At 65.3% G+C, this 22,169-nt stretch carries 22 protein-coding genes and 1 pseudogene; 9 read left to right on the forward strand and 14 right to left on the reverse strand.

Going from position 1 to position 22,169, the window contains the following annotated elements:
- Nucleotide 1 precedes the first annotated feature (1 nt).
- Nucleotides 2-1,000 carry a cobaltochelatase subunit CobS gene (cobS, locus tag ACVIGA_RS19380; RefSeq protein WP_050405952.1) on the reverse strand — a complete coding sequence of 333 codons (999 nt, stop codon included), beginning with the start codon at nucleotides 998-1,000 and terminating at the stop codon, nucleotides 2-4.
- A gap of 291 nt (nucleotides 1,001-1,291) precedes the next feature.
- On the opposite strand from cobS, the gene ACVIGA_RS19385 reads away from it, so the two are divergent.
- The gene (locus tag ACVIGA_RS19385; RefSeq protein WP_456667599.1) at nucleotides 1,292-1,954 is read left to right on the forward strand and encodes a DedA family protein; all 663 of its coding nucleotides are present in this window, start codon (nucleotides 1,292-1,294) and stop codon (nucleotides 1,952-1,954) included.
- Here ACVIGA_RS19385 and ACVIGA_RS19390 read toward each other — a convergent pair.
- Nucleotides 1,955-3,179, reverse strand: a pseudogene (locus ACVIGA_RS19390) (citrate/2-methylcitrate synthase).
- Between the two features lie 76 nt (nucleotides 3,180-3,255).
- Between ACVIGA_RS19390 and ACVIGA_RS19395 the strand changes: the two are divergent.
- Entirely contained in the window at nucleotides 3,256-4,350 is a 1,095-nt protein-coding gene (locus ACVIGA_RS19395; protein WP_456667600.1) for a citrate synthase/methylcitrate synthase, read from the forward strand.
- A 101-nt stretch (nucleotides 4,351-4,451) separates the two neighbouring features.
- Here ACVIGA_RS19395 and ACVIGA_RS19400 read toward each other — a convergent pair whose 3' ends face one another.
- A complete protein-coding gene (locus ACVIGA_RS19400) occupies nucleotides 4,452-5,087 on the reverse strand; it encodes a J domain-containing protein (RefSeq protein ID WP_223972137.1) in 636 nt (211 codons plus the stop codon).
- A 109-nt stretch (nucleotides 5,088-5,196) separates the two neighbouring features.
- On the opposite strand from ACVIGA_RS19400, the gene ACVIGA_RS19405 reads away from it, so the two are divergent.
- Both ACVIGA_RS19405 and ACVIGA_RS19410 read left to right on the forward strand, forming a co-directional pair.
- Complete coding sequence (locus ACVIGA_RS19405; RefSeq protein WP_028338206.1) at nucleotides 5,197-5,472, forward strand: BolA family protein; 276 nt, start codon at nucleotides 5,197-5,199, stop codon at nucleotides 5,470-5,472.
- Nucleotides 5,473-5,560: 88 nt separating this feature from the next.
- On the forward strand, nucleotides 5,561-6,046 hold the full coding sequence (locus ACVIGA_RS19410; RefSeq protein ID WP_456667601.1) for a hypothetical protein: 486 nt from the start codon (nucleotides 5,561-5,563) through the stop codon (nucleotides 6,044-6,046).
- Between the two features lie 143 nt (nucleotides 6,047-6,189).
- On the opposite strand, the gene ACVIGA_RS19415 is transcribed toward ACVIGA_RS19410, so the two are convergent.
- The 3 genes from ACVIGA_RS19415 to ACVIGA_RS19425 all read right to left on the reverse strand — a co-directional run bounded on the left by ACVIGA_RS19415 (nucleotide 6,190) and on the right by ACVIGA_RS19425 (nucleotide 9,389).
- Nucleotides 6,190-7,500 carry an HlyC/CorC family transporter gene (locus tag ACVIGA_RS19415; RefSeq protein ID WP_223972130.1) on the reverse strand — a complete coding sequence of 437 codons (1,311 nt, stop codon included), beginning with the start codon at nucleotides 7,498-7,500 and terminating at the stop codon, nucleotides 6,190-6,192.
- Nucleotides 7,501-7,617: 117 nt separating this feature from the next.
- Entirely contained in the window at nucleotides 7,618-8,760 is a 1,143-nt protein-coding gene (gene aroB / locus ACVIGA_RS19420; protein WP_456667602.1) for a 3-dehydroquinate synthase, read from the reverse strand.
- The gene (locus tag ACVIGA_RS19425; RefSeq protein WP_456667603.1) at nucleotides 8,757-9,389 is read right to left on the reverse strand and encodes a shikimate kinase; all 633 of its coding nucleotides are present in this window, start codon (nucleotides 9,387-9,389) and stop codon (nucleotides 8,757-8,759) included. The genes aroB and ACVIGA_RS19425 overlap by 4 nt, the downstream gene beginning before the upstream one ends.
- A gap of 145 nt (nucleotides 9,390-9,534) precedes the next feature.
- Between ACVIGA_RS19425 and ACVIGA_RS19430 the strand changes: the two genes are divergently transcribed.
- The 5 genes from ACVIGA_RS19430 (at nucleotide 9,535) to ACVIGA_RS19450 (ending at nucleotide 14,193) form a co-directional block, all read left to right on the forward strand.
- The gene (locus ACVIGA_RS19430; RefSeq protein WP_016843561.1) at nucleotides 9,535-9,681 is read left to right on the forward strand and encodes a hypothetical protein; all 147 of its coding nucleotides are present in this window, start codon (nucleotides 9,535-9,537) and stop codon (nucleotides 9,679-9,681) included.
- Nucleotides 9,682-9,698: 17 nt separating this feature from the next.
- Nucleotides 9,699-10,670 carry a site-specific tyrosine recombinase XerD gene (xerD, locus tag ACVIGA_RS19435; protein ID WP_456667604.1) on the forward strand — a complete coding sequence of 324 codons (972 nt, stop codon included), beginning with the start codon at nucleotides 9,699-9,701 and terminating at the stop codon, nucleotides 10,668-10,670.
- Nucleotides 10,671-10,872: 202 nt separating this feature from the next.
- The gene (locus ACVIGA_RS19440; protein WP_223972118.1) at nucleotides 10,873-11,835 is read left to right on the forward strand and encodes an acetyl-CoA carboxylase carboxyltransferase subunit alpha; all 963 of its coding nucleotides are present in this window, start codon (nucleotides 10,873-10,875) and stop codon (nucleotides 11,833-11,835) included.
- A 229-nt stretch (nucleotides 11,836-12,064) separates the two neighbouring features.
- Complete coding sequence (locus ACVIGA_RS19445) at nucleotides 12,065-13,522, forward strand: L,D-transpeptidase family protein (RefSeq protein ID WP_456667605.1); 1,458 nt, start codon at nucleotides 12,065-12,067, stop codon at nucleotides 13,520-13,522.
- Nucleotides 13,523-13,797: 275 nt separating this feature from the next.
- Nucleotides 13,798-14,193 (forward strand): nuclear transport factor 2 family protein, encoded by a 396-nt coding sequence (locus ACVIGA_RS19450; protein WP_456667606.1) that lies wholly within the window; start codon nucleotides 13,798-13,800, stop codon nucleotides 14,191-14,193.
- A gap of 32 nt (nucleotides 14,194-14,225) precedes the next feature.
- On the opposite strand, the gene ACVIGA_RS19455 is transcribed toward ACVIGA_RS19450, so the two are convergent.
- The 8 genes from ACVIGA_RS19455 to ACVIGA_RS19490 form a co-directional block, all read right to left on the reverse strand.
- The gene (locus ACVIGA_RS19455) at nucleotides 14,226-14,459 is read right to left on the reverse strand and encodes a hypothetical protein (RefSeq protein ID WP_375777558.1); all 234 of its coding nucleotides are present in this window, start codon (nucleotides 14,457-14,459) and stop codon (nucleotides 14,226-14,228) included.
- Nucleotides 14,460-14,537: 78 nt separating this feature from the next.
- Nucleotides 14,538-15,239 (reverse strand): branched-chain amino acid ABC transporter ATP-binding protein, encoded by a 702-nt coding sequence (locus ACVIGA_RS19460; RefSeq protein WP_223972111.1) that lies wholly within the window; start codon nucleotides 15,237-15,239, stop codon nucleotides 14,538-14,540.
- Entirely contained in the window at nucleotides 15,232-15,966 is a 735-nt protein-coding gene (locus tag ACVIGA_RS19465; RefSeq protein ID WP_456667607.1) for an ABC transporter ATP-binding protein, read from the reverse strand. Before ACVIGA_RS19465 ends, ACVIGA_RS19460 begins: the two co-directional genes overlap by 8 nt.
- Nucleotides 15,953-17,053, reverse strand: a complete 1,101-nt coding sequence (locus ACVIGA_RS19470; RefSeq protein WP_456667608.1) for a branched-chain amino acid ABC transporter permease — start codon at nucleotides 17,051-17,053, stop codon at nucleotides 15,953-15,955. Before ACVIGA_RS19470 ends, ACVIGA_RS19465 begins: the two co-directional genes overlap by 14 nt.
- A gap of 7 nt (nucleotides 17,054-17,060) precedes the next feature.
- Nucleotides 17,061-18,281 carry a substrate-binding protein gene (locus tag ACVIGA_RS19475; protein ID WP_212311940.1) on the reverse strand — a complete coding sequence of 407 codons (1,221 nt, stop codon included), beginning with the start codon at nucleotides 18,279-18,281 and terminating at the stop codon, nucleotides 17,061-17,063.
- A 5-nt stretch (nucleotides 18,282-18,286) separates the two neighbouring features.
- Nucleotides 18,287-19,144 carry a branched-chain amino acid ABC transporter permease gene (locus tag ACVIGA_RS19480; RefSeq protein WP_097671091.1) on the reverse strand — a complete coding sequence of 286 codons (858 nt, stop codon included), beginning with the start codon at nucleotides 19,142-19,144 and terminating at the stop codon, nucleotides 18,287-18,289.
- A 42-nt stretch (nucleotides 19,145-19,186) separates the two neighbouring features.
- Nucleotides 19,187-20,701: an amidase gene (locus ACVIGA_RS19485; RefSeq protein WP_456667609.1), complete on the reverse strand. Its 1,515-nt coding sequence runs from the start codon at nucleotides 20,699-20,701 to the stop codon at nucleotides 19,187-19,189.
- 194 nt (nucleotides 20,702-20,895) lie between these two features.
- Complete coding sequence (locus tag ACVIGA_RS19490) at nucleotides 20,896-22,059, reverse strand: substrate-binding domain-containing protein (RefSeq protein WP_456667610.1); 1,164 nt, start codon at nucleotides 22,057-22,059, stop codon at nucleotides 20,896-20,898.
- Nucleotides 22,060-22,169 lie beyond the last annotated feature (110 nt).

A 22,169-nucleotide genomic window follows, 5' to 3' on the forward strand; every position in this document is an offset into this window, starting at 1 on the left:
ACTAGCTGAGCGCCACGTTGACCGAGGATTCCGGCAACTCGACGTTGAAGCAGCGCTGGTAGAACTCGGCGACCAGCGGCCGCTCCAGCTCGTCACACTTGTTGAGGAAGGTGACGCGGAACGCGAAGCCGATGTCGTTGAAGATGTCGGCGTTCTCGGCCCAGGTGATCACCGTGCGCGGGCTCATCACCGTCGACAGGTCGCCATTGGCGAACGCGTTGCGGGTGAGATCCGCCAGCCGCACCATCTTGTTGACGATGTCGCGGCCCTCCTGGGTGCGATAGTGCTTCGCCTTCGCCAGCACGATCTCGACTTCCTCGTCATGGGCGAGGTAGTTCAGCGTCGTGACGATCGACCAGCGGTCCATCTGGCCCTGGTTGATCTGCTGGGTGCCGTGATAGAGGCCCGATGTGTCGCCGAGGCCGACCGTGTTGGCGGTCGAGAACAGGCGGAACGCCGGATGCGGCTTGATCACCTTGTTCTGGTCGAGCAGCGTCAGGCGGCCGGAGACTTCCAGCACGCGCTGAATCACGAACATCACGTCCGGACGGCCGGCATCGTATTCGTCGAACACCAGCGCGATGTTGTGCTGCAGCGCCCAAGGCAGGATGCCGTCGCGGAATTCCGTGACCTGCTTGCCTTCCTTGACCACGATGGCGTCCTTGCCGACGAGATCGATACGGCTGATGTGGCTGTCGAGGTTGACGCGCACGCAGGGCCAGTTGAGGCGGGCCGCAACCTGCTCGATGTGAGTCGACTTGCCGGTGCCGTGATAGCCGGTGACCATCACGCGGCGGTTCTTGGCAAAGCCGGCGAGGATCGCGAGCGTGGTGGCGCGGTCGAAGCGATAGTCGCTGTCGACTTCCGGCACATGCGGATCGACTTCGGAATAGGCGGGAACTTCCAGATCGCTATCGATCCCGAAGACCTGCCGAACCGAAACCTTCATGTCGGGCAAACCGACGGGTTCTTGCGCTTTGGTCTGGACGGCCGTCGTCATTCATCCTCCGAGGTCCCGGGCGCTCCCGAAACCAGATTTAGGTCATTTGGCTGCGGATGGGGTGCTACGCACAAGCCTAGCAGAGAGCATCGGCCGGCAGAAGCCCACGGGCAAATCAAAGTTCCGTTGTTGTATCATAAAGATAGGCGCAAAACTCGGTTTTTGGAAGGCTGCTCTGCAAATCTCGCCGTACTTTCGCCGCAGCGCCACGGCGGCTTGTCCGCAGGCACTTTTCAGCCCGGCGGGGAGTTGTTAGCTCTCGGACCTGTTTCATCGCCACCCAGGAATTCTGTGACGTCATTCCTTGACCCTTTGATCGCGTTCGTTTCGGCCCATGCCTGGCTCGCCTATCTGACGCTGTTCCTGGCCGCCCTGCTGGAAGCCGTCCCGGTGGTCGGTTCGCTGGTGCCGGGCTCGACCATCATCCTGGCGCTGAGCGCGCTGGTGCCGGGCGGCGAATTGAAGCTCGTGCCGGTGCTCGCCGCCGCGGCCGCCGGTGCGATGCTCGGCGACGGCACGGCCTATCTGATCGGCCACCGCAGCCAGCGCGAGATCCTGTCGGCGTGGCCGCTCTCCAACTACCCCCGCGTGGTCGCGCAGAGCGAGGCCTTCTTCAACCGTTGGGGCGTGCTCGCGGTGTTCTTCGCCCGCTTCGTGCCGCCGATTCGCGCCTTCGTGCCGATCACCGCCGGCGCGCTCGACATGCCGCCGGCGCGCTTCTACGCGATCAACATCCCCGCGATCCTGCTCTGGGCGCCGGCCCATGTGCTGCCCGGCGTGCTCGCCGTCACCGCGCTGCACGACTATGCCGGCCTGCCGCACCATGAACATGTCGGCAAGCATCTCTGGATGTTCGCAGTCGCGGGCGCTGCCGTCATCCTGACGCTCGCGATCTGGACCATCCGCCGCCGGCATGGCGGCGGCCTGATCGAACCGGCCAGACCGGCGAAATAGCTAAATACTATTGGTGGCGCCGGCGCGCCCGGGTGCGGGACCGACATAGCGCGCGCGAGGCCTGATCAGCTTGCCGAGTTGAAGCTGCTCGCAGGCATGCGCGATCCAGCCGACGCTGCGGGCCATCGCAAACAGCGCGAGCTCGCTGCCTGCGGGCATCCGCAGCGCATGCACCAGCACCGCCAGCGCGTAATCGATGTTGACGAACTCGCCGGTTGCTTCCGCGATCCGCTCCGGCACTTCTCTGGTGAATTTGCGCGGCGCGCCGGCCCGCGTCAGCGCCTCAAGCAGCGAAATCGCGCGCGGGTCGCCCTTCTTATAGACGCCGTGCCCGAAGCCGGCGAAGCGCTCGCCGAGCGCGACCCGCTCGCGGACGACAGGCGCGACGTCGTTGTCGATCATGGTCTTGACCAGACGCGAAGCGAGCACGCCGGCGCCGCCATGCATCGGCCCCTTCAGCGCGACGAGACCAGCGATGACGGCGTCGTACAGATTGAGGCCGGTCGATGCCGCGCAGCGCGCGGTGAAGGTGGAGGCGTTCAATTCGTGATCGGCGAGCAGCACCAGCGCGCGGGCGAATCAGGTCGGGCGCGTGCTTGTTGTCAGGCGTCCAGACCCGCGCCACCTGCTCATGCAGCGGCTCGGCCGATGGCACCGCATTCAGCATGGTCGCGACCAGCAGCCGCAGGATTCGCCCGCCGACCATCGCGCGGCCATCAGGCGCGCGGGTGAACGCGCCGGGATCGGCACTGGCCGCCAGCGCCAGCACAGCGACGGTGCGGTCGATCGGCTGGGCGCGCCGCGCGGCCTCGGCGATCGCGCGCATTTCATCGGAGACATGCGGGCAATTGTCCGGCGCGAACGGATCGACGCCGGTGACGTCCCACAACAGCGTCGCGGTGTGCTCCAACGTGTCGCGCTGGGCGAGATCGACGCAGTTCACGCCGCGATAGATCGGGCCCTGCTCGGTGATGGTTGCGATCGCCGAATCCATCACCGGCAGGTCGGCATCGAAATTGCGGAACCCGCGCGGCTCCGGCGACGGCACGCGGCGCTCCTTCAACCCCCTGATGTCCTCGGCGCGGTAGCGGTGGCTGCGCGAATCCGGCGACGGCTCGGATCGGATCAGGCCACGGCTGACATAGGCGTAGAGGGTCGCCGGCGAGATCGCGAGCTCGGCGGCGGCTTCGCGGGCGGAGAGGTAAAGCTCGGCGGATTTTCTCATATTGATTTATATAATCAAGATTGATCGACTCGTCGAGAGGCCCGACCTTGAAGGGGTGAAGCAAGGAGATCGGGCCATGAACATGATTCTCACCAAGAGCCAGATCGGTCTGGACGGCGTTCCCGCCGCCGAGACCGTGTTGAGCCATGTCGACGGCGAGCGCGGCGAACTGATCATCGCCGGCGAGCACGTCGCCAACCTCGCGGGCAAGTCGAGCTTCGAGGGCGTCACGGCGCGGCTGTGGAACGGCGCCACCGGCAAATCGCTGAGCGAGGCCAATGTCCGCGCCAGCCTCGGCGCCGCCCGCGAACGCGCCTTCGCCCGGCTGCCGGACCTGCTGCCGGCGACGCGCGGCATGTCGATCGTCGACGGCTTCCGTGCCGCTGTCGCAGGCCTGCGCGGCGAGAACGGGCTGGAGCACGAGGCGACCATCGTCGGCGCCTTCCCGGTGATCGCGGGCGCCCTGGTCCAGCACGCCAAGGGACATGCCCCGATCGCGCCGGACCCGAATGCCAGCCACGCCGCGGACACGCTGCGGATGCTGCGGGGCGGCAAGGCCGAGCCGCGCGAGGTTGCGGCGCTCGACGCCTATTTCGTCACGGTCTGCGATCACGGCATGAATGCGTCGACCTTCACCACGCGGGTGATCGCCTCGACCCAGGCCGATCTGTTCGCGGCCATCACCGGCGGCTATTGCGCGCTGACCGGCCCGCTGCATGGCGGCGCACCTGAGCCGGTGCTCGAGATGTTGGATGCGATTGGCACCCGCGAGCGCATCAAGCCCTGGGTCGACGGCGCGCTGGCGCACGGCGAACGGCTGATGGGATTCGGTCATCGGGTCTATCGCGTGCGCGATCCGCGTGCCGACGTGCTGAAGGTCGCGATCGAGCAGCTGGAGGCCAGTGGTGCCGACCTGCCGTTCGCCGGCGAGGTCGAGGCCTATATCCGCGCAGCGCTGCGCAAGAAGAATCCGGAGCGGCCGCTCGAGACCAATGTCGAGTTCTTCACCGCGATCCTGCTCGATGGGCTGGAGATCCCGCGACAGGCATTCACGCCGATCTTCGCTGTGGCCCGCGCCGCCGGCTGGACCGCGCACGCACTCGAGCAACGGCGCACCGGACGGCTGATCCGACCGAGCTCGTCCTATGTCGGGACAGTGCCGAAGGGCTGAGGGTTAGCCGGCGAATCGACAGCGGAGCCACGAACTCCGCTGTCGTCCCTGCCTAGTGCGCAGTTGCGCACTGGAGCAGGGGCGACGAAGACAGCGAGACCCTACGCCTCGCGCACCACGGTCTTCAGATAATTATACGCCTTGATGATCTCGATCAGGCGATCCTCAGTAGAGCGGTCGCCGCCATTGGCGTCGGGATGGTGCTGCTTCACCAGCGCCTTGTACTTCGACTTGACGTCTTCGAGCGTCGCGCCGGCGCCAAGCCCCATCACCAGCAGCGCCTTGCGCTCGGCGTTCATGACCTTGCGGGTCTCGGGCTTGGGCTCCGCGCCGCCCGGCCCGGGACGCCAGCGGCCGCGGCCGTTGAGCTCGGAGAACACGTGGAACGGATCGGCGGCGGCGTCGAGACCGCTCTCCTTTTTGCCGTTGTTGGCGCCCATCTTCCAGGTCGGGCGGTGGCCGGTCAGCGCGTCCTTCTGGTAGCGCGCGACGTCGTCAGGATTCATACCCTGGAAGAAATTGTAGGACTGGTTGTACTCACGGACGTGATCGAGACAGAAGTGCCAATACTCGCGCGAATTCTCGCGACCCTTCGGGGCGCGGTGCGCGCCCTTGTTCTGGCAACCCGCCCACTCGCAGGCAACAGCCTGCTCGCCGGCTTGCGCCTGGCGCTTCGCACTCACCTTGGTCGGCTTGATGCGAATGGAGTCGAAGAATTTAGATGAATCGATCGGCATGTTCTCTTTGACTACGCAATGCACAAATCTTCAAGTCTTGACATTGCGCAGACCTCGTTTCCCGCTTGCACCATTGACGAAAAGCCGTCGCGGACCTAACTCCGCCGCCATGAGCACCAAAGACGCTATCATAAACAAGTTGCGTGAAGCTTTCTTGCCCGAAAGCCTCGACGTGGTCGACGAGTCACATCTGCATGAGGGCCACGCCGGCCACAGGCCAGGCGGCGAGACACATTTCAGGGTATATATTGTGTCTCCGGCCTTCGAAGGGAAGAGCCGGATCGAACGCCATCGCATGATAAATGCGACGCTGGCGCAGGAACTCGCCGGCTCGGTGCACGCGCTGGCGATCCACGCCCACGGCCCCGGGGAAAAGCCGCGCTAGCGCGCGCTTGGCTCAAGACGAAGCAGCGGTTTTCCGTTATGAGAATGGGACCTCGGGCGACGGACCTGCGCCATCTGCGAGCAGGTGAATGGATCGTATCGCCACGCTTGATATGGGGCCATTGATGATCCCTTGCTGGCCACGTTTCCGGTCGATTGTCGCCGCCGCCGGCCTGCTCCTGATCTGCGCGATGCGCCCGGCCGCGGCGCTGGATATGCCGAGCCCGTTCGTCCAGGAGGTGCTGATCAAGAGCATCCTGGTCTCGCTCAACGACGCGGTGGCCGCGAACAATTTCACCGTGTTCCACGCCAAGATCTCAAAGCCGTTCCGCGACCAGTTTTCGCCGGACAAGCTGAAGACGATCTTCAAGGATCTGGTCGACAAGCATGCGGTGTTCGACGCGGTGGTGACCAAGCCGATCGTGCTCGATGAGGACGCCAAGATCGACGACAAGGGCGTGTTGCGGCTAAAGGGCCATTTCGACACCACGCCCAAGCAGGTGAAGTATCAGCTCGGCTTCATCCCCTCCGACGGCGCGTGGAAGCTGTCGGGCATCACGATCGATATCGAGTAGGCCAGCGCCCTTTCCTAATCCGTCATCCTGAGGAGCGCGCAGCGCGTCTCGAAGGATGCACGGCCACTAGTCGGGCCGTCGACCCTTCGAGACGCCGCTTCGCGGCTCCTCAGGGTGACGGCGAGAGACCTCCGCTTGACCCACTAGAACGCCGTCCCGGCCCGCTTCGGCTTCTTCTCGTCGAGTTCGGCGGCCTCGCGCGGGACGGCGACGATGCGCAGGGCGGTGATGCGGTTGCGCTCGCGGCGGAGCACGCGGAAGCGGAAGCCGTGGAAGGTGAAGCTCTGGCCGCGATCGGGAATCGAGCGTGCCTCGTGGATCACGAGGCCGGCGACCGTGGTCGCCTCCTCGTCCGGCAGGCGCCAGTCCATCGCGCGGTTGAGGTCGCGGATCGGCACCGAGCCGTCAACCACGACCGAGCCGTCCGGCTGGGCGCGTACGCCGGCGACGACCACGTCGTGCTCGTCGGAGATGTCGCCGACGATCTCCTCCAGGATGTCCTCCAGCGTCACCATGCCTTCGACCTCGCCATACTCGTCGACCACGAGGGCGAAGTGGGTCTTGCGGCGGCGAAACGCCTTCAGCTGTTCGGAGACCGGGCGCATCTCCGGCACGAACCAGGGCGGCAGCGCGATCGCCGAGGCATCGATCGCCGACATGTCGCCCTCATTGGCGCGCATCGCGCGCAGCAGGTCCTTGGCGTGGAGCACGCCGACGATGTTCTCCGGCTTCTCGCGCCATAGCGGGATGCGGGTGTATTCGCTCGCCAGCACCTCGCGCACCAGCTCCTCGGGCGGCAGGTCGGCGTTGACCATGGTCATCTCGGTGCGGTGGACCATCACGTCGGAGACCTGCAACTCGCTGAGGTCGAGCAACCCGCCGAGCATGTCGCGGTCCTGCTTCTCGACCTTGCCTTCGTGATGCAGCAGATCGACCGCGCCGCGCAGGCGTTCGGTCGGCGACAGGATGGCCTGATGCGCGCCGATCTTGATGCCGAGCAGCCGCATCAGGGCGCGGACGATCCCTTCGATGATGGTCAGCAGCGGGCCGAGCACGAACACCGTCAGCCGCATCGGCCGGGCCACCAGCAGCGACACCCGGTCCGGCGCATTGATGGCGACGGTCTTGGGCAGCACTTCCGCGAAGATCACCACCAGCACCGTCATCACGCCGGTGGCATAGAGCACGCCGACATCGCCGAACCAGGCGGTGAAGATGCCGGTGGCGAGCGCAGAGGCGCCGATATTGGCGATATTGTTGCCGAGCAGCAGTGCGCCGATCATCCGCTCGCGCATCGCCATCAGGCTCGAGACCACCGTGGCGTCGCTGTTGCCCTGTTTCGACAGCCGCAACATGCTGGCGCGCGAAGCGCCGGTCAGCGCCGTCTCACTCGCCGAGAAGAAGGCGGAGACGAGCAGACAGAGCAGCACGATCGAGAAGGTCAACCATCCCACTGACTTGATCCGTGGCTAGAGCATGATCCGGAAAAGTGTGTAGCGGTTTTCCGAAAAGACCATGCTCAAATCAAAGAGATAGAGCGGGATGACGATTCGAAGAAGAGTCATCCCGCTCTAGGCCTTCAGCTTGGCTTGCAGGAAGTCGCGCACCGGCTGCGGCTCGACATTGTTGGCAATCACGGCGCGGCCGACCGCCTCCAGCAGGATGAAGGTGAGCTTGCCGCGCTTGACCTTCTTGTCCTGCGCCATCAGCGCCAACAGAGCGTCGGCATCGGCAAGCCCTTCCTGCGTGAAGCCTGCGATATCCTGCAGGCGCGTCGGCAATCCTACCGCGGAAAGATGACGCGCGATGCGGGCCGCATCGTCGGATGAAATCATGCCGAGCTGCGCGGAGAATTCAGCCGCAAGCACCATGCCGACCGAAACGCCCTCACCATGGAACAGGCGGTCGGAGAAGCCGGTCGCGGCTTCCAGCGCATGGCCGAAAGTGTGGCCGAGATTGAGCAGCGCGCGCTCGCCGGTCTCGCGCTCGTCGCGGGAAACGACGCCGGCCTTGGCGCGGCAGGAGGTTGCGATCGCATGCTCGCGCCCCGTACCGCCCGAGAAGATGTCGGCGTGGTTCTTCTCCAGCCAGGCGAAGAAGGCCTCGTCACCGAGGATGCCGTATTTCGCGACCTCGGCGTAGCCGGCGCGGAATTGGCGCGGCGACAGCGTGTCGAGCACCGAGGTGTCGGCGATGACCAGCACCGGCTGGTGGAAGGCACCGATCAGGTTCTTGCCCTGCGGCGAGTTGATGCCGGTCTTGCCGCCGACGGAGGAATCGACCTGCGCCAGCAGCGAGGTCGGCACCTGCACGAAATCGACGCCGCGGCGCAGGATCGCAGCCGCGAACCCGGCGAGATCGCCGACCACGCCGCCGCCGAGCGCGATCACCAGATCGTTGCGCTCGATTTTCGCCGCGATCAGCGCCTCGCTGACCTGCGTCAGCGTGGCGTAGCTCTTCGAGCCCTCGCCCTCCTCGACGACGATCCGCGACGTCGGCACGCCCGCTGCGGCGAGCGACGCCTCGGCCGGCTCCAGCCAGTGTTTTGCGACGGTGCGGTCGGTGACGATGGCGGTCCGCACACCGGGCCGCAGCGCCGCGACCCGCTCGCCCAGCGAGGCCAGCACGTCGCGGCCGATGACGATGTCATAGGCGCGGTCGCCGAGTGCGACGTCGACGGTAACGGAGGCGGAGTGTTTCAAGGGTGCCGTCATGAGGTTGCGTTCAATCCATCAGGTGGTGGCTCGCCGGCCGGACGCACGCCGCACAGATGCGCATGCAGGGCCGCGAGGCATTCGTCGACGATGCGGTCGTGCGGCACGTCGCGCGAGGCAATCGTCAGATCGGCGGTCTGGTAGACCGGCTCGCGCTCGCCGAGCAGCCGGTTCACCGTCGCCTCGGGATCGGCGGTCTGCAGCAGCGGACGATCGGCGCGGCGGCGGACCCGGCGCATGATGATATCACTGTCGGCCTTGAGCCAGATTGAAACGGCGCGGTCGCGGATCTTGCTGCGGGTCTCCTCGCGCATGAAGGCGCCGCCGCCGGTCGCCAGCACGACCGAGCCGCTATCGAGGATGCGGGCGATCACCCGCGCCTCGCCGTCGCGGAAATACGGCTCGCCATGGGTCTCGAAGATCTCCGGGATCGTCATGCGCGCCGCCGCCTCGATCTCGGTGTCGGCATCGGTAAACGGCAAATTGAGCCGCAGCGCCATCCGCCGGCCGATGGTCGACTTCCCGGCCCCCATCATGCCGACCAGCACGATCGACCGCGTCCCCAGCGCGGCCGTGATATCGGCCTCAAGGGTCGGGTGGGTGGGCGCCGGGACGGCTGCGTCGGACATCAAAAAGCTCGGATATTGGGACGATTTGTTCAGAATTCGAGCCACCTATACTACCCCCGGCGATACCGTTACCAGCGACTCTTGCAACCGCGCGGGGAACATGTTGGATGATTTCATTGGTTAATTCGCCGCCTGAGTCGCCTCCATGCCCAGCCTGTTCCGCTTCCTGACGGTCGTCGCCGTGATTTTCGGGATCGGCTACGGCATCGTCTTCGCGCTGGCGAATTTCGTGCACCCGAAACCGCGGGAAATGACGGTGACCATCCCGCCGGATAAGTTCCTCAAGAAATAGGCGCTATGAGTCTTGGCATGACCGCTGCTGCCAAGAAGACCCCTGCCAAGTCCTCCGACGCCAAGCTGACCGCGTTGTTCCTCGACATGCTCGCCGCGGAACAGGGGGCCGGCGTCAACACGCTCGACGCCTACCGTCGCGACCTCACCGATTTCTCCGACTACCTCACTCATTCCGGCACCGATTTCACCAGCGCCGACACCGACGCGCTGCGCGGTTACCTCGCCGACCTCGACACGCGCGGCTTCAAGTCGACCAGCGTGGCGCGGCGGCTGTCCGCAATGCGGCATCTCTACCGCTTCCTGCTCAACGAACGTATCCGTGGCGACGATCCGGCCGCGATCCTGTCCGGCCCGAAGCGCGGCCGCGGCCTGCCCAAGGTGCTGTCGATTGCCGACGTCGACCGCATGCTGACCCGCGCCAAGGAGCTGACCCAGACCGACGTCTCGCCGGCGCAGCGGCTGCGCGCGCTGCGGCTGTATTGCCTGCTCGAGGTGCTCTACGCCACCGGCCTGCGCGTCTCCGAGCTGGTGTCGCTGCCGGTCTCCGCGGCGCGGCGCGATGCGCGGATGATCGTGGTGCGCGGCAAGGGCAACAAGGAGCGGCTGGTGCCGCTGAACGACGCCTCGCGCCAGGCGATGGCGGACTATCTCGCCGTACTGGAGGTGATGCAGCCGAAGGCGAAGAAAACCGCGCCGTCGAAATGGCTGTTTCCCTCCTCTGGCGAGAGCGGCCATTTGACCCGGCAGCATTTCGCCCGCGACCTGAAGGAGCTCGCGGCCGCCTCCGGCCTCGCACCGCGGCTGGTGTCGCCGCACGTGCTGCGCCACGCCTTCGCCAGCCACCTGCTGCACAATGGCGCGGACCTCCGCATCGTGCAGACCCTGCTCGGGCATACCGATATCTCCACCACCCAGATCTACACCCATGTGGTCGAGGAGCGGCTGAAGAGCCTGGTCCGCGACCTGCATCCGCTGGCGGAGAAGTAAGTCCGGCACCCGCCAGACATCGATACCTTCGCCTGATCCGCCTTGACTTCCGCGTCGTCTCCGCAGAAAGAGCGTCACCTGCCTGCGATCCCGAAGCGTGCATTCCGCCCGAATGCGCGTTAACCGATTGAAGTTACAAAACTTCTCTTGCCACCGCCGAAACCGCTTCGCCCCTCGCATTGTTCCTCCCTATATTGAGTTGATGCCCGACCCGATGCGCAGCTATCTCGACTTCGAAAAACCCGTCGCCGAGCTTGAATCCAAGATCGACGAGTTGCGTGCGCTTGCCGCAAGCGGCAGCGACATCGGCGACGAGGTCGCGCGGATCGAGGACAAGGCGGCGCAGGCGCTGACCGACCTCTATGCCAACCTGACGGCGTGGCAGAAGACGCTGGTGGCGCGGCACCCGCAGCGGCCGCACTTCACCGATTTCATCGGCGGTCTGATCACCGAATTCACCCCGATGGCCGGCGACCGCAAATTCGCCGACGACGAGGCCCTGATCGGCGGCTTCGGCCGCTTCCGCGGCGAGAGCATCTGCGTGGTCGGCCAAGAGAAGGGCGCCACCACCGATACCCGCATCAAGCACAATTTCGGCATGGCGCGCCCCGAAGGCTACCGCAAGGCGGTGCGCCTGATGGAGATGGCCGACCGCTTCGGCATCCCCGTACTGTCGATCGTCGATTCCGCCGGCGCCTATCCCGGCATCGGCGCCGAGGAGCGCGGCCAGGCCGAGGCGATCGCGCGCTCGATCGACTCCTGTCTGTCGCTCGGCGTGCCCAATGTCGCGATCGTCACCGGCGAAGGCATGTCGGGCGGCGCCATCGCGATCACGACGGCGAACCGCGTCCTGATGATGGAGCACGCGATCTACAGCGTGATCTCGCCGGAGGCCGCGTCTTCGATCCTGTGGCGCGACGGCACCAAGGCGCAGGAAGCCGCCAACAGCATGAAGATCACCGCCCAGGACATGCTGCGCTTCGGCGTGATCGACCAGATCCTGAAAGAACCCTCCGGCGGCGCTCATCGCGACCCCGCCGCGATGATCGCGCTCACGGGCGACGCCATCGCCCAGGCGTTCAACGACCTACGAAATCTTGATCCGGACGCGATTCGCAAACAGCGGCGCCAGAAGTTCCTGGATATCGGCCGCAAGCTGGGTTGACCCACCCAAACCGCCCAATTTTTCGACCAAATCGGCCGATTTTGCCGTAATTGGGCCCCGAGACGGGTCTTTAACGTTCCTTGAACCATGCCTGCTACCGTGAAGGCTGTCAGCCTCGGTTCAGGTTGCGAGCAGGGGTGGTCGAAGGCTAATATTTTACACAATGGCTTCAGGGCATATTCGCCGTGTTGGGGTCGCGAAAATCGCCCGGTGGGTGTGGAGCTCGGACTTGACTCATCGCACGCTCGTACGCGCGCTTCTGACTTCGGCGGTCCTCGCCGCGGGTGTCATGCTCGCCGGCTGTGACAGCGATCAGATCTCGCTCGCGCAGAATGCCAAGGCCAACCAGCCGGTCCCGCCAAAGCTCGTCGCTGCCATGACCGAGAAGGACATGGACATGCAGTCGCCGATCCTGGTGCGGCTGTTCAAGCAGGAAGCCGAGCTCGAGATCTGGAAACAGACCCGCTCCGGCCAGTTCGCGCTGCTCAAGACCTATCCGATCTGCCGCTGGTCGGGCGATCTCGGTCCGAAGGTCCGCGAGGGTGACCGCCAGGCGCCCGAGGGATTCTATTCGATCAACCCGAGCCAGATGAACCCGCAGTCGGCCTACTATTTGTCGTTCAACACCGGCTATCCCAACGCGTTCGACAAGTCGCTCGGCCGCACCGGCTCGGAGCTGATGGTGCATGGCGACTGCTCGTCGCGCGGCTGCTACGCGATGACCGACGAGCAGATCGCGGAAATCTATTCGCTCGGCCGCGAGTCGTTCTTCGGTGGCCAGAAGGCCTTCCAGTTTCAGGCCTATCCGTTCCGGATGACGCCGGTGAACATGGCCAAGCACCGCAACAACCCGAACATGCCTTTCTGGAAGATGATCAAGGAAGGCAACGATCATTTCGAGGTGACGAAGCAGGAGCCGAAGGTCGACTTCTGCGAGAAGAAATACGTCTTCGACGCGGTGAAGGCGCCGGACGCTGTGCGCGATCCGGTGTTCAATGCATCGGCGAAGTGTCCGGCCTATGTCATCCCCGAGGAGATCGCGAGCGCGGTGCGCGAGAAGGAGCAGCGCGACGACGCGGAGATGGCCAAGTTGGCCGCGAAGGGTACGCCCGTGGCCCGCCTCAACACCGGCATCGACGGCGGCATGAACGCGATCTTCGCCTCGAAGATTCCCGAAGGAAACACCGGTCTGTCCGAAGGCGGCGACAGCCAGGCGCTGCAGTCGATGTCGCTGGCGCGCGCGCCCGGCACGATCCCCGGCACGGTCAATCCGCCGCGGCCCAATCTCGCAGTCCAGCGGGACGAGCCTGTGGTGGCGACCACGTCGTCGACCACGCCGCCGGCCAGCACCCGCGTCGCCTCGGCCAACGCGTCCGACAAGTCCGAAGGTTTCTTCTCGAGCTTTGCTCGCAAGGTCGGCATCGGTGACGCCACCGCCGACGCCGGCAAGCCGGCCGCGTCGCCGTCCACTCCGGCCAAGCCGAAGGTCGCCGAGGCCAAGCCGCAATCGGTGGTTCGCGTCGCCCCGAAGGCCGAGCCGAAGCAGCCCGCCAAGCCGGCGCCGAAGCCGCAGGTGACCGGCGCCGCCGCCGCCGCCCCGGCCACGACACCGTCGACCCAACTCGCGGGCTCCGCGCCCGTCGTGCAGACCAACTCGTTCGACACCCGCTTCTCCGCGGTGAAGTGAGCGGGGGCTTGCGCCGCGGCGCCGCCTTTCGGTAACGATCAAACTTTCCCGCCAGTACAGTGTCGTCCCGGCGAAGGCCGGGACCCATAACCACAGGGTTGGGTTGGTGAGGAAAGCTGTGGCCCCAGCGCCGCGCAACAATTGATATTTGGGATAATGGGTCCTGGCTTTCGCCAGGACGACGATGAGGATGGCCCCCTTCGCCGCCACATTCCCCTTGCCAATCACGCGCAGACGATCGTGAAATGCGTGCGGGGCACAGCCGGGAGATTGCGATGGACGATCGAGCCGTACGCACGGCGTTGCAGCGCCATTGGGAGGCTTCGGACGCGAGCGATTTCGAGCGCGAGCATGAGATCTACCACGAGGATGCGGTGCTCGACTATCCGCAATCGGGCGAACGAATTCGCGGCCGGCGCAACATTCAGCAGAGCCGCACGGTGCAGCCGAACACAAAGCGCTTCACGATCCAGCGTATGATCGGCAGCGGCGATCTCTGGGTTACCGAATTCGTGCTGACCTATGACGGCATCCCGTCCTACACGGTGAGCATCATGGAATTCCGCGACGGACAGGTCGTCCACGAAACGCAGTACTTCGCCGACCGGTTTGAGCCCTCGCCATCGCGCGCGCATCTTGTCGAGCACGTCGGCGGGACGCCGTCGCGTTGATCAACGCGAATATCTGCACGGGCTGATGACGGTTACATGCCGTGGCTTTCAAATACCTTCTTGCAGCTTGAGCTCAGGCTGGCTCGCTTCATCTGAAGGCAGCTCTGCACGGCGCCGTCATTGCCGAGGTCTTTCCGGCAGAAGCGCTGTGCATCGCGCGAGCATGCGGATTGTTCGGACTTGGTGCCGGCATGCTGCGCCAGCGCTGCACCGCTGCTCATCACGGCAGCAGCAGCACAAAGGGTTATGATCGAAAGATAACGCATTGGTGAATTCCTCCCGCGGCCCAACGGCGGCCGGGGCGCTTCGTTCCTCGGGAACCCGGGATTCACCACGCCCTGCGGTTACGGCGCCAGGTACCGCAGCAATTCCGGATCGTTGCGCACTTCGCTGGCGCCGCCCTGCAGCGCGACGCGGCCGCGATCCAGCACATAGGCGTAGTCGGCGACGCGCAGCGCGAGGTCGAGATGCTGCTCGACGATCACGACCGAGATGCTCTTGGCGAGCTCGATCAACCGCTCGGTGATCTCCTCGATCACGCCTATCCAGACGCCTTCGGTCGGCTCGTCCAAGAGCAGCAGTTTCGGATTGCCGAGCATGGCGCGGCCGATCGCCAGCATCTTGCGCTCGCCGCCGGACAGCGTGCCGGCCGGCTGGTCGAGGCGCTGGCCGAGCTTCGGGAAGATCTCGAGCACGCGATCGACCGCGCTCGTATCGGAATTTGTCAGCGAGCCTACCGCGAGGTTGTCGCGCACCGACAGGCGGGCGAACACCGAATGCTCCTGCGGCACATAGCCGATGCCGGAGCGCACGCGCTCCTCGGTGCGGCGGCGGGTGATGTCGCGGCCGTCGAAGAACAACTCTCCCGTTGTGCTCGCGAGCTCACCGACGATGGTCTTCATCAGCGTGGTCTTGCCGGCGCCGTTGCGACCGAGCACGGCGACGCCGCCGCGCCAGGGAATGCCGATGTTGACATCGAACAGAACCTGGCTGCGGCCATAACCGGCATCGAGATGCCGGATATCGAGGAAGGATTGGTCAGGCACGGCGAAGATAAATCTCCTGGACACTCTTGTTGGCCTGGATTTCCGCGACCGTCCCCGACGCCAGCACCTTGCCCTGGTCGAGCACGGTCAGGCGGTCGCAGATGTCGCGGATGAAATCGAGGTCGTGTTCGACGATAACGAGCGAGCAATGCTGCTTGATCGGCTGCAACAGCTCGCCGGTGACGCGGCGCTCTTCGAGGCTCATGCCGCCGGTCGGCTCGTCCAGCAGCAACAGCCGCGGCTTGCCGGCGAGTGCCATCGCGATCTCGAGCCATTGCTGCTGGCCATGCGACAACGCCGCCGCGGCATCATGCGCGCGGTCGGCGAGCCGGAACTGGGTCAGCATCGTCATGACCTGATCGTGCAGCTTGTTGCGGGTGCGCGACAGCACGAGATCGAACAGCGAGGACTGCGCCTGCAGCGCCAGCAGGATGTTGTCGTACAGCGTCAGCGTCGGCAGCACCGAGGTGATCTGGAATTTCAGGCTCATGCCGGCGCGGGCGCGCTCGGTCGGCGTGAACGCAGTGATGTCGGCGTTGACGAACGAGACCTTGCCCGTGGTCGGCATTTCGGCGCCGGCGACGCACTTCATCAGCGTGCTCTTGCCCGAGCCGTTGGGGCCGATCAGGCCGTGAAACTCGTTCTCGCCGACGGTCAAGCCTGCGCCGTCGAGCGCGGTGAGCTTGCCGTACACCTTGCTGATGCCTGATGCTTCAAGGAGCGGCATTGCCGGTCTCCTTTGGCTTTGGCGCTTTGCCGAAGCTGCCGACCCGCTCGCGCTCGCCGAGCACGAGGGAGACCAGCCCGAGCGGGCGGAACATGATCACGAGCAGCAGCAGCACGCCGAGGATGATCGGCCAGACGTCGCGGTAATTGTCCGACAGCCAGAAGCTGACGCCCTCGATGATCACGGTGCCGATCACCGCGCCGATCAGCGTGCCGGAGCCGCCGAATAACACATACAGAACCACCTGGGTCGAGAACACGACCCCCAGCATGTTGGGCCAGACGAATCCTTCGTGGAAGGCATAGAGGCTGCCGGCGAGGCCGGCGATGGTGCCGCCGACCGCAAAGATGATCGCCTTCAGATGCTGCGCCTTGTAGCCGAAGAAGGCGATGCGCTGCTCGTTCTCGCGCAGGCCCGCGAGCGCGAGGCCGAATTGCGAGCGGACCAGGAAGCGGCAGAGCAGATAGACCACGACGAGGATGCCGAGCACCATGTAGTAGTAGACCGGCCCCTCCTCGAACTCGTAGCTGCCGAGCGTGAGCGGCGGGATCGACGGGATGCCGTTCTGGCCGCCGAGATAGTACCAGCCGCGCGCCAGCCGGTCCGCCGCGTAGGAGCCGGTCAGGGTACCGAGCGAGACGAAGATCACGCTCGAGGGATAGCGCCCGAGCAAGAGAAAGCCGCCGAGCAGCAGCGATGCCGTGAGGCCGATCAAGGTGCCGGCGGGCAGGATCAGGAGGATCGAGGTGACATTGAGGTCGCGCGCGAGCAACGCCACGCCGTAGCCGGCGGCGCCGAAGAACAGCGCCTGGCCGAAGCTCATGATGCCGGCATAGCCCCACACCAGGTCGAACGACAGCGCGAACAGCGCGAGGATCACCACGCGGGTGGCGAACACCGTGAGATAATCCTGCAGCACCCATGGCAGGACCAGTGCGATCAAGAGCACCAGCCCTTCCACGATCGGCAGGACCTTCCATCCTGCCGATGCCTGTCCCGCCGGCGCGCGCGCGGCCGGTGCACCCTCACCTGTCACGACATCCGGTTCCTCACCGATGCGTGCGACGGCCTGCTCTGCTCCACCCATGGATTGCTCAGCATTCCTTGGGATCGACGAGACCGGCGCTGCGCGCCACGATCTCATAGTTCCCGCCTTTGGCAACAGCGGTGTACATCTTCATCTTGCAGTGCCGCTTGCCCGGCACCATTTCGGCCGGTCCGCCGGGCCCTTCGGCGATCTTGGCGTGGTCGAGCGCGGCCGCGACCGAGTCGCGATCGACCTTGCCGGCCTCCTTGACCGCAGCTTCCCACAGCTTGAGGCCGCGATAGGTTCCGGTGGCGGCGCTGCCGGCCGCGAACAGGAAGTTGCCGGGGAAATCCTTCTCATAGGCCGCCTGGATCTTGGCGTTGAACGGATCCTCCTTGGTCAGCACCTTGAAGTAATCGAGGCAGCTCGCCAGCCCCTCGATCTCGCTGGCCTGGTTGATGTTGAGCGTGTTCTCGTCATAGTAGACGCAGGCGAGCCGCCCGCCGTTCTTGAGGAAGCCGGCTTCATAGAGCTGCTTGAAGAACGGCCCGACACCAGGCGGGATCACGGTGTTGAAGACGACGTCGACCTTGTTGGAGATGATGCGGTTGACGGTGGACGAGAAGTCGACCTGGTCGAGCGGGTAATACTCCTCGAACACGACCTCGCCGCCATTGTCCTCGATCACCTTGCGGGCGTAGACGTTGAGCGTGTGCGGCCAGACATAGTTGGCGCTCGGCAGCGCGAACTTCTTGCCGCCGTTCTTGATCAGCCAGGGAATGAATTCGTCGCATTGCTGCGCCGGCGTCGGCCCGGTGCAGAACAGATAGGGCGTGCACTCCTTACCTTCGTAGAGCTGTGGATAGATGTAGAGCGTCTTGCCACGCGCCACGATCGGATCCTTGATCGCGTTGCGCATCGACGAGGTGATGCCGCCCAGCACCATGTCGACCTTATCGCGCTGGATCAGCTTGCGGACGTTGCCGACTGCGACCGATTCGTTCGAGGCGGTGTCCTCGATGTAGAGTTCGAGCGGCCGGCCGAGCAGGCCGCCGCCGGCGTTGATCTCCTTGATCACCATCTTGGCGACATTGGCGTCGGCATTGCCGGCATAGGCGATCGGGCCGGTCAGGTCGGTTGCGATGCCGACCTTGATCGGGCCTTCAGCGGCGTTGGCCCAATCGGGCCTCACCACCCAGCTTCCGACGCCGGTCGCGAGCGCACCGGTCGCGAAGGCGAAATTGCTCATGAAGCGGCGGCGCGTGAGATTCATGCGTTCAATCGACATGGTGATTAGACCCCTTTCCCAGCAATGAGGCCTTGCGGCCGGAATTTGATGAAGGCGATGGCGAGCACGAAGACGAGGACGTCGGCGACGACGGGCGACATGACCCATGGCAGCGCTGCGCTGAGCGTGCCGATGACGCCGGCGCCGGCGACCGGACCGATGAAGGAGCCGACCCCGCCGACCATCACGGCGACGAAGCCCTGGATCAGGAAGCGGATGCCGAGATCGGCAAACAGAGAGAACACCGGCACGATCAGCGCGCCGGCTAGCCCGGCCAACGCCGCGCCGAACGCAAAGGTCGCGCCGTAGATCAACGGCGTCGAGATGCCCGACGCGCGCGCGAGCGCCGGGTTCTCCAGCGTGGCGCGGACCCGAAGCCCGAAGCTGGTGCGCGCCAGCAGCAGATAGCAGCCGCCCATCACCACAAGCGTGATCACGATGATGGTGAAGCGCCAGGCCGAGATGTGGACCGAGCCGAGGTCGATTGAACCGCCGATCGGCTCCGGCACCGTGAGATAGAAGCCGCCGATCAGGCCGCGGACGCTTTCGCGGATGATCAGCCCGAGCGCATAGGTGCCGAGCATCGCCACGATGGGCGCGGCGTAGAAGCGCCGAATGATCAGCGCCTCCAGCACGAAGCCGATCGCGCCAACCACAAAGGGCGCGGCGACCATGCCGGCCCAGACCGGCGCGCCATGGGCATACGCCAGATAGGTCACATAGGCCCCGAGCAGGACGAACTCGCCCTGCGCGAAGTTGAAGATGCCCATCATGCTGGCGATGATGCCGAGCCCGAGCACGACCAGCACGATGATCGCGCCGAAGCTTACGATTTCGAACACCGCGGCGAAGGTGCTAGCCATGGTGTTCGATCCATCGACCCTGCGTCTGCGACAAGCGGTGCCTCACATCTTCTTCCAGTCGCCGGCTTGCTCGAAGGCGTGCGCGGCGCGGTAGATGGTGGTTTCCTCGAACATCCGGCCGACCAGCATCAGGCCGACCGGCAGCCCGTCGACCATGCCGCAGGGCAGCGACATTGCCGGGTGATGGGTGATGTCGAACGGAGCGGTGTTGGAGATCATCTCCAGCGCGCGGGCGACATATTCCTCACGGCTGGCATTGGCCTCGGGCAACTTCGTCGCCTTCATCGGCGTGGTCGGCATCAGCAGCAGATCATAGTCCTTGAAGGCCTTGTCGTAGGCTGCTGCCAGCCGGCGCGAGATGTTGAGCGCCTTGCCGTAGAAGCGCGGACCGAAGCTGTTGTTGATGTAGGTGCCGAGCATCATGAACAGCTTCGTGGTCTCGGACAGCGAATCCGCCTGACGGCGCCAGCCGCGATGGAAATCCATCAGCGAGGTCGAATAGAGGTCGCCGCGGCTGAGGCCGTAGCCGTCGCCGAACATCATGGTCTGGGTCAGGCCTTCGGTGCCAATCGGAGTCCAGATCGCGCCGCCGAGCATGTGCATCGGGATCGATACCGTCTCGACGCTGGCGCCGAGATCCTTGAAGCGCTTGGCCGCCTCGTGCACGCTTTCATTCACCGCAGCTTCCGCGGTCGGCTGCTCAAAGCCTTCCTTGACGATGCCGATCTTCATGCCCTTGACGCCCTTGCCGAGCGCCTTGGTGTAATCCTCGACCTTCGGCGCCTTGATCCGGGGATCGTAGCCGTCGTCGCCGGCCAGCACCTCCAGCAGCAGCGCGTTGTCTTCCACGGTCGCGGTCATCGGGCCGGTGTGGTCGACGTAGATCTCGATCGGCATGATGCCGGTGTAGGGCACGAGGCCCCAGGTCGGCTTCATGCCATAGGTGCCGCAGAACGAGGACGGCATGCGGATCGAGCCGCCCTGGTCGCCGCCGATCGCCATGTCGACCTCGCCGAGCGCGACCACCACGCCCGAGCCCGACGACGAGCCGCCGGCCGAATAGCCCATCTTGTGCGGATTGTGCACGGCTCCGTAGGAATTGGTGTGGCTGCCGCCGGACAGGCAGAAGTGCTCGCAATGCACCTTGCCGGCGATCTCGGCGCCGGCATCCAGCATGCGGGTGACGATGGTGGCGTCGAAATCGGGCACGTAGCCTTCCAGCGTCGACGAGCCGTTGGTCATGGGCACGCCGGCCAGCATGATGTTGTCCTTCAGCGCGACCGTCTTGCCCTTGAGCTTGCCGGAGGCTGCGCCCTTCACCGTCGACTTGCGGTACCAGGCGTTGTGCTTGTTGTCTTCCGGCGCCGGGCGATAGCCGGGCGTGCGCGGATATTTCACTTCGGGCAGTTCGTCCGGCATCGCGGCGACGAGGTTGTAGGCATCGACCGAGCCCTGCATCAGGCCGCGGAACGAGGCCACGTCCTCATCGGTCAGGGACAGGCCGCACTGCTCGGCGACGGCACGAAGTTGCGTTGGCGTGGGAAGGACGACGGTCACGGCGCTCTCCTGAAGCTTTTGATCTTTGGATTTTGATTCCTGGATCGGATCTCTTGGACATCCTTGGGCACGAAGCAGCGGCGGCGCGTTTGACCCGCGCGAACCGCCCACCCCGTTGCCGTATTGAAAACGGAAATATTTTCCTTTTCAAGTATTATTTCATGGATCGGTTAGGCAGGCTGTCGCATCCGGCGTCAGATCGCCTTGATCACCCTGAAGTCGAGGCCGTCGGCTTCAGCTAGATACATCGGCATCCTGGCGTGGCCGCTGCGCACCGTGACCGGACCGCGCGGGCCGCGATAGACGAGGTTGTCCGCCGCCGCGAGCAGCGCCCGCAGGTCAAGCGTGCCGGCGCGGTTGGCGGCGGCTTCAAGCAGGCAGAAGCCTTCATAGGCGGACTCGCCGCACGATCCGACCGGCGGTGCGAACGCCCCGAACATCGCGCGATAGCGGTCCCTGAAATCGTCGCCGGCCTGCGAGCCGACAGAGGGGAAATAGCCGGAGGCGCAGAACAGGTTCTCGGTCTTGTCCGCACCGATGCCGAGCAGCGCGGTTTCGTCGAAACAGCCGGCAAAGCGCAACGTGGTGGCGGCGAGCCCGGCGTCGGCGAAGGCGCGGTTGAAGGTCACGCCGTCGGTGCCGATCAGCGAGATCAGCACGACGTCGGGCTTCGCCGCGCGGATCCGCTCCAGATGCGCCGCGTGGTCGTCCTCGCCGACCGGCACGAACTCCTCGCCGACCACAAGACCGCCGGTCTCCTTGATGTAGCGCTTCACCGCGCGGTGCGATTGCCAGGGCCAGACATAGTCGCTGCCGATCAGGTACCAGCGCCTCGCGCACTTCGCCTCGGCCAGCCAGTGGATCGACGGCCGGTTCTGCCAGCGCGGCGTCTCGCCGATCGCAATCACGCCCGGCGTGCGCTCACCGCCCTCATAGACCGGCGTGTAGATGTAGGGGATCTTGCTGCGGGTGATGAGGTGACGCAGCGCGACACGTACCGCGCTGGTGTGCATGCCCATGATAAGATCGACCTCGTCGGAGGCGATCGCCTGCTCGGCGCGGTCGACCACCTCGTCGATCAGGCCGCCGGCGTCGTAGACTTGGAACTCGATCTCGCGGCCGAGGATGCCGCCGCGCCGGTTGATGTCGGCGACCGCGAGCTGCGCGGTCGAGGTCGCGGCCGGCCCCCACATTCCGGGCGAACCGGAGCAGCAGACGAAGCCCGCGATCCGCAGCCGGTTACGCGCGCCGCGCGGACCGAACCCACCCCGATCCATCGGCGCAAGCAGGCGATCCGACGCCGCCGACGCCAGGTTCCTGAACAGCAGGGACGGCGGGAACGGGAGGTCTCTTGCCATGACGTTGGACGTCGAATGCACACCTGCTCCTGTCCGGCACCGGTACGCCGCTTACGGCATCGCCCTTACGGGCGACGGTGCCATTAGCTCCTGTTTTGGCGCGTTCTCTT

Source organism: Bradyrhizobium sp. USDA 3240, from assembly GCF_054063295.1.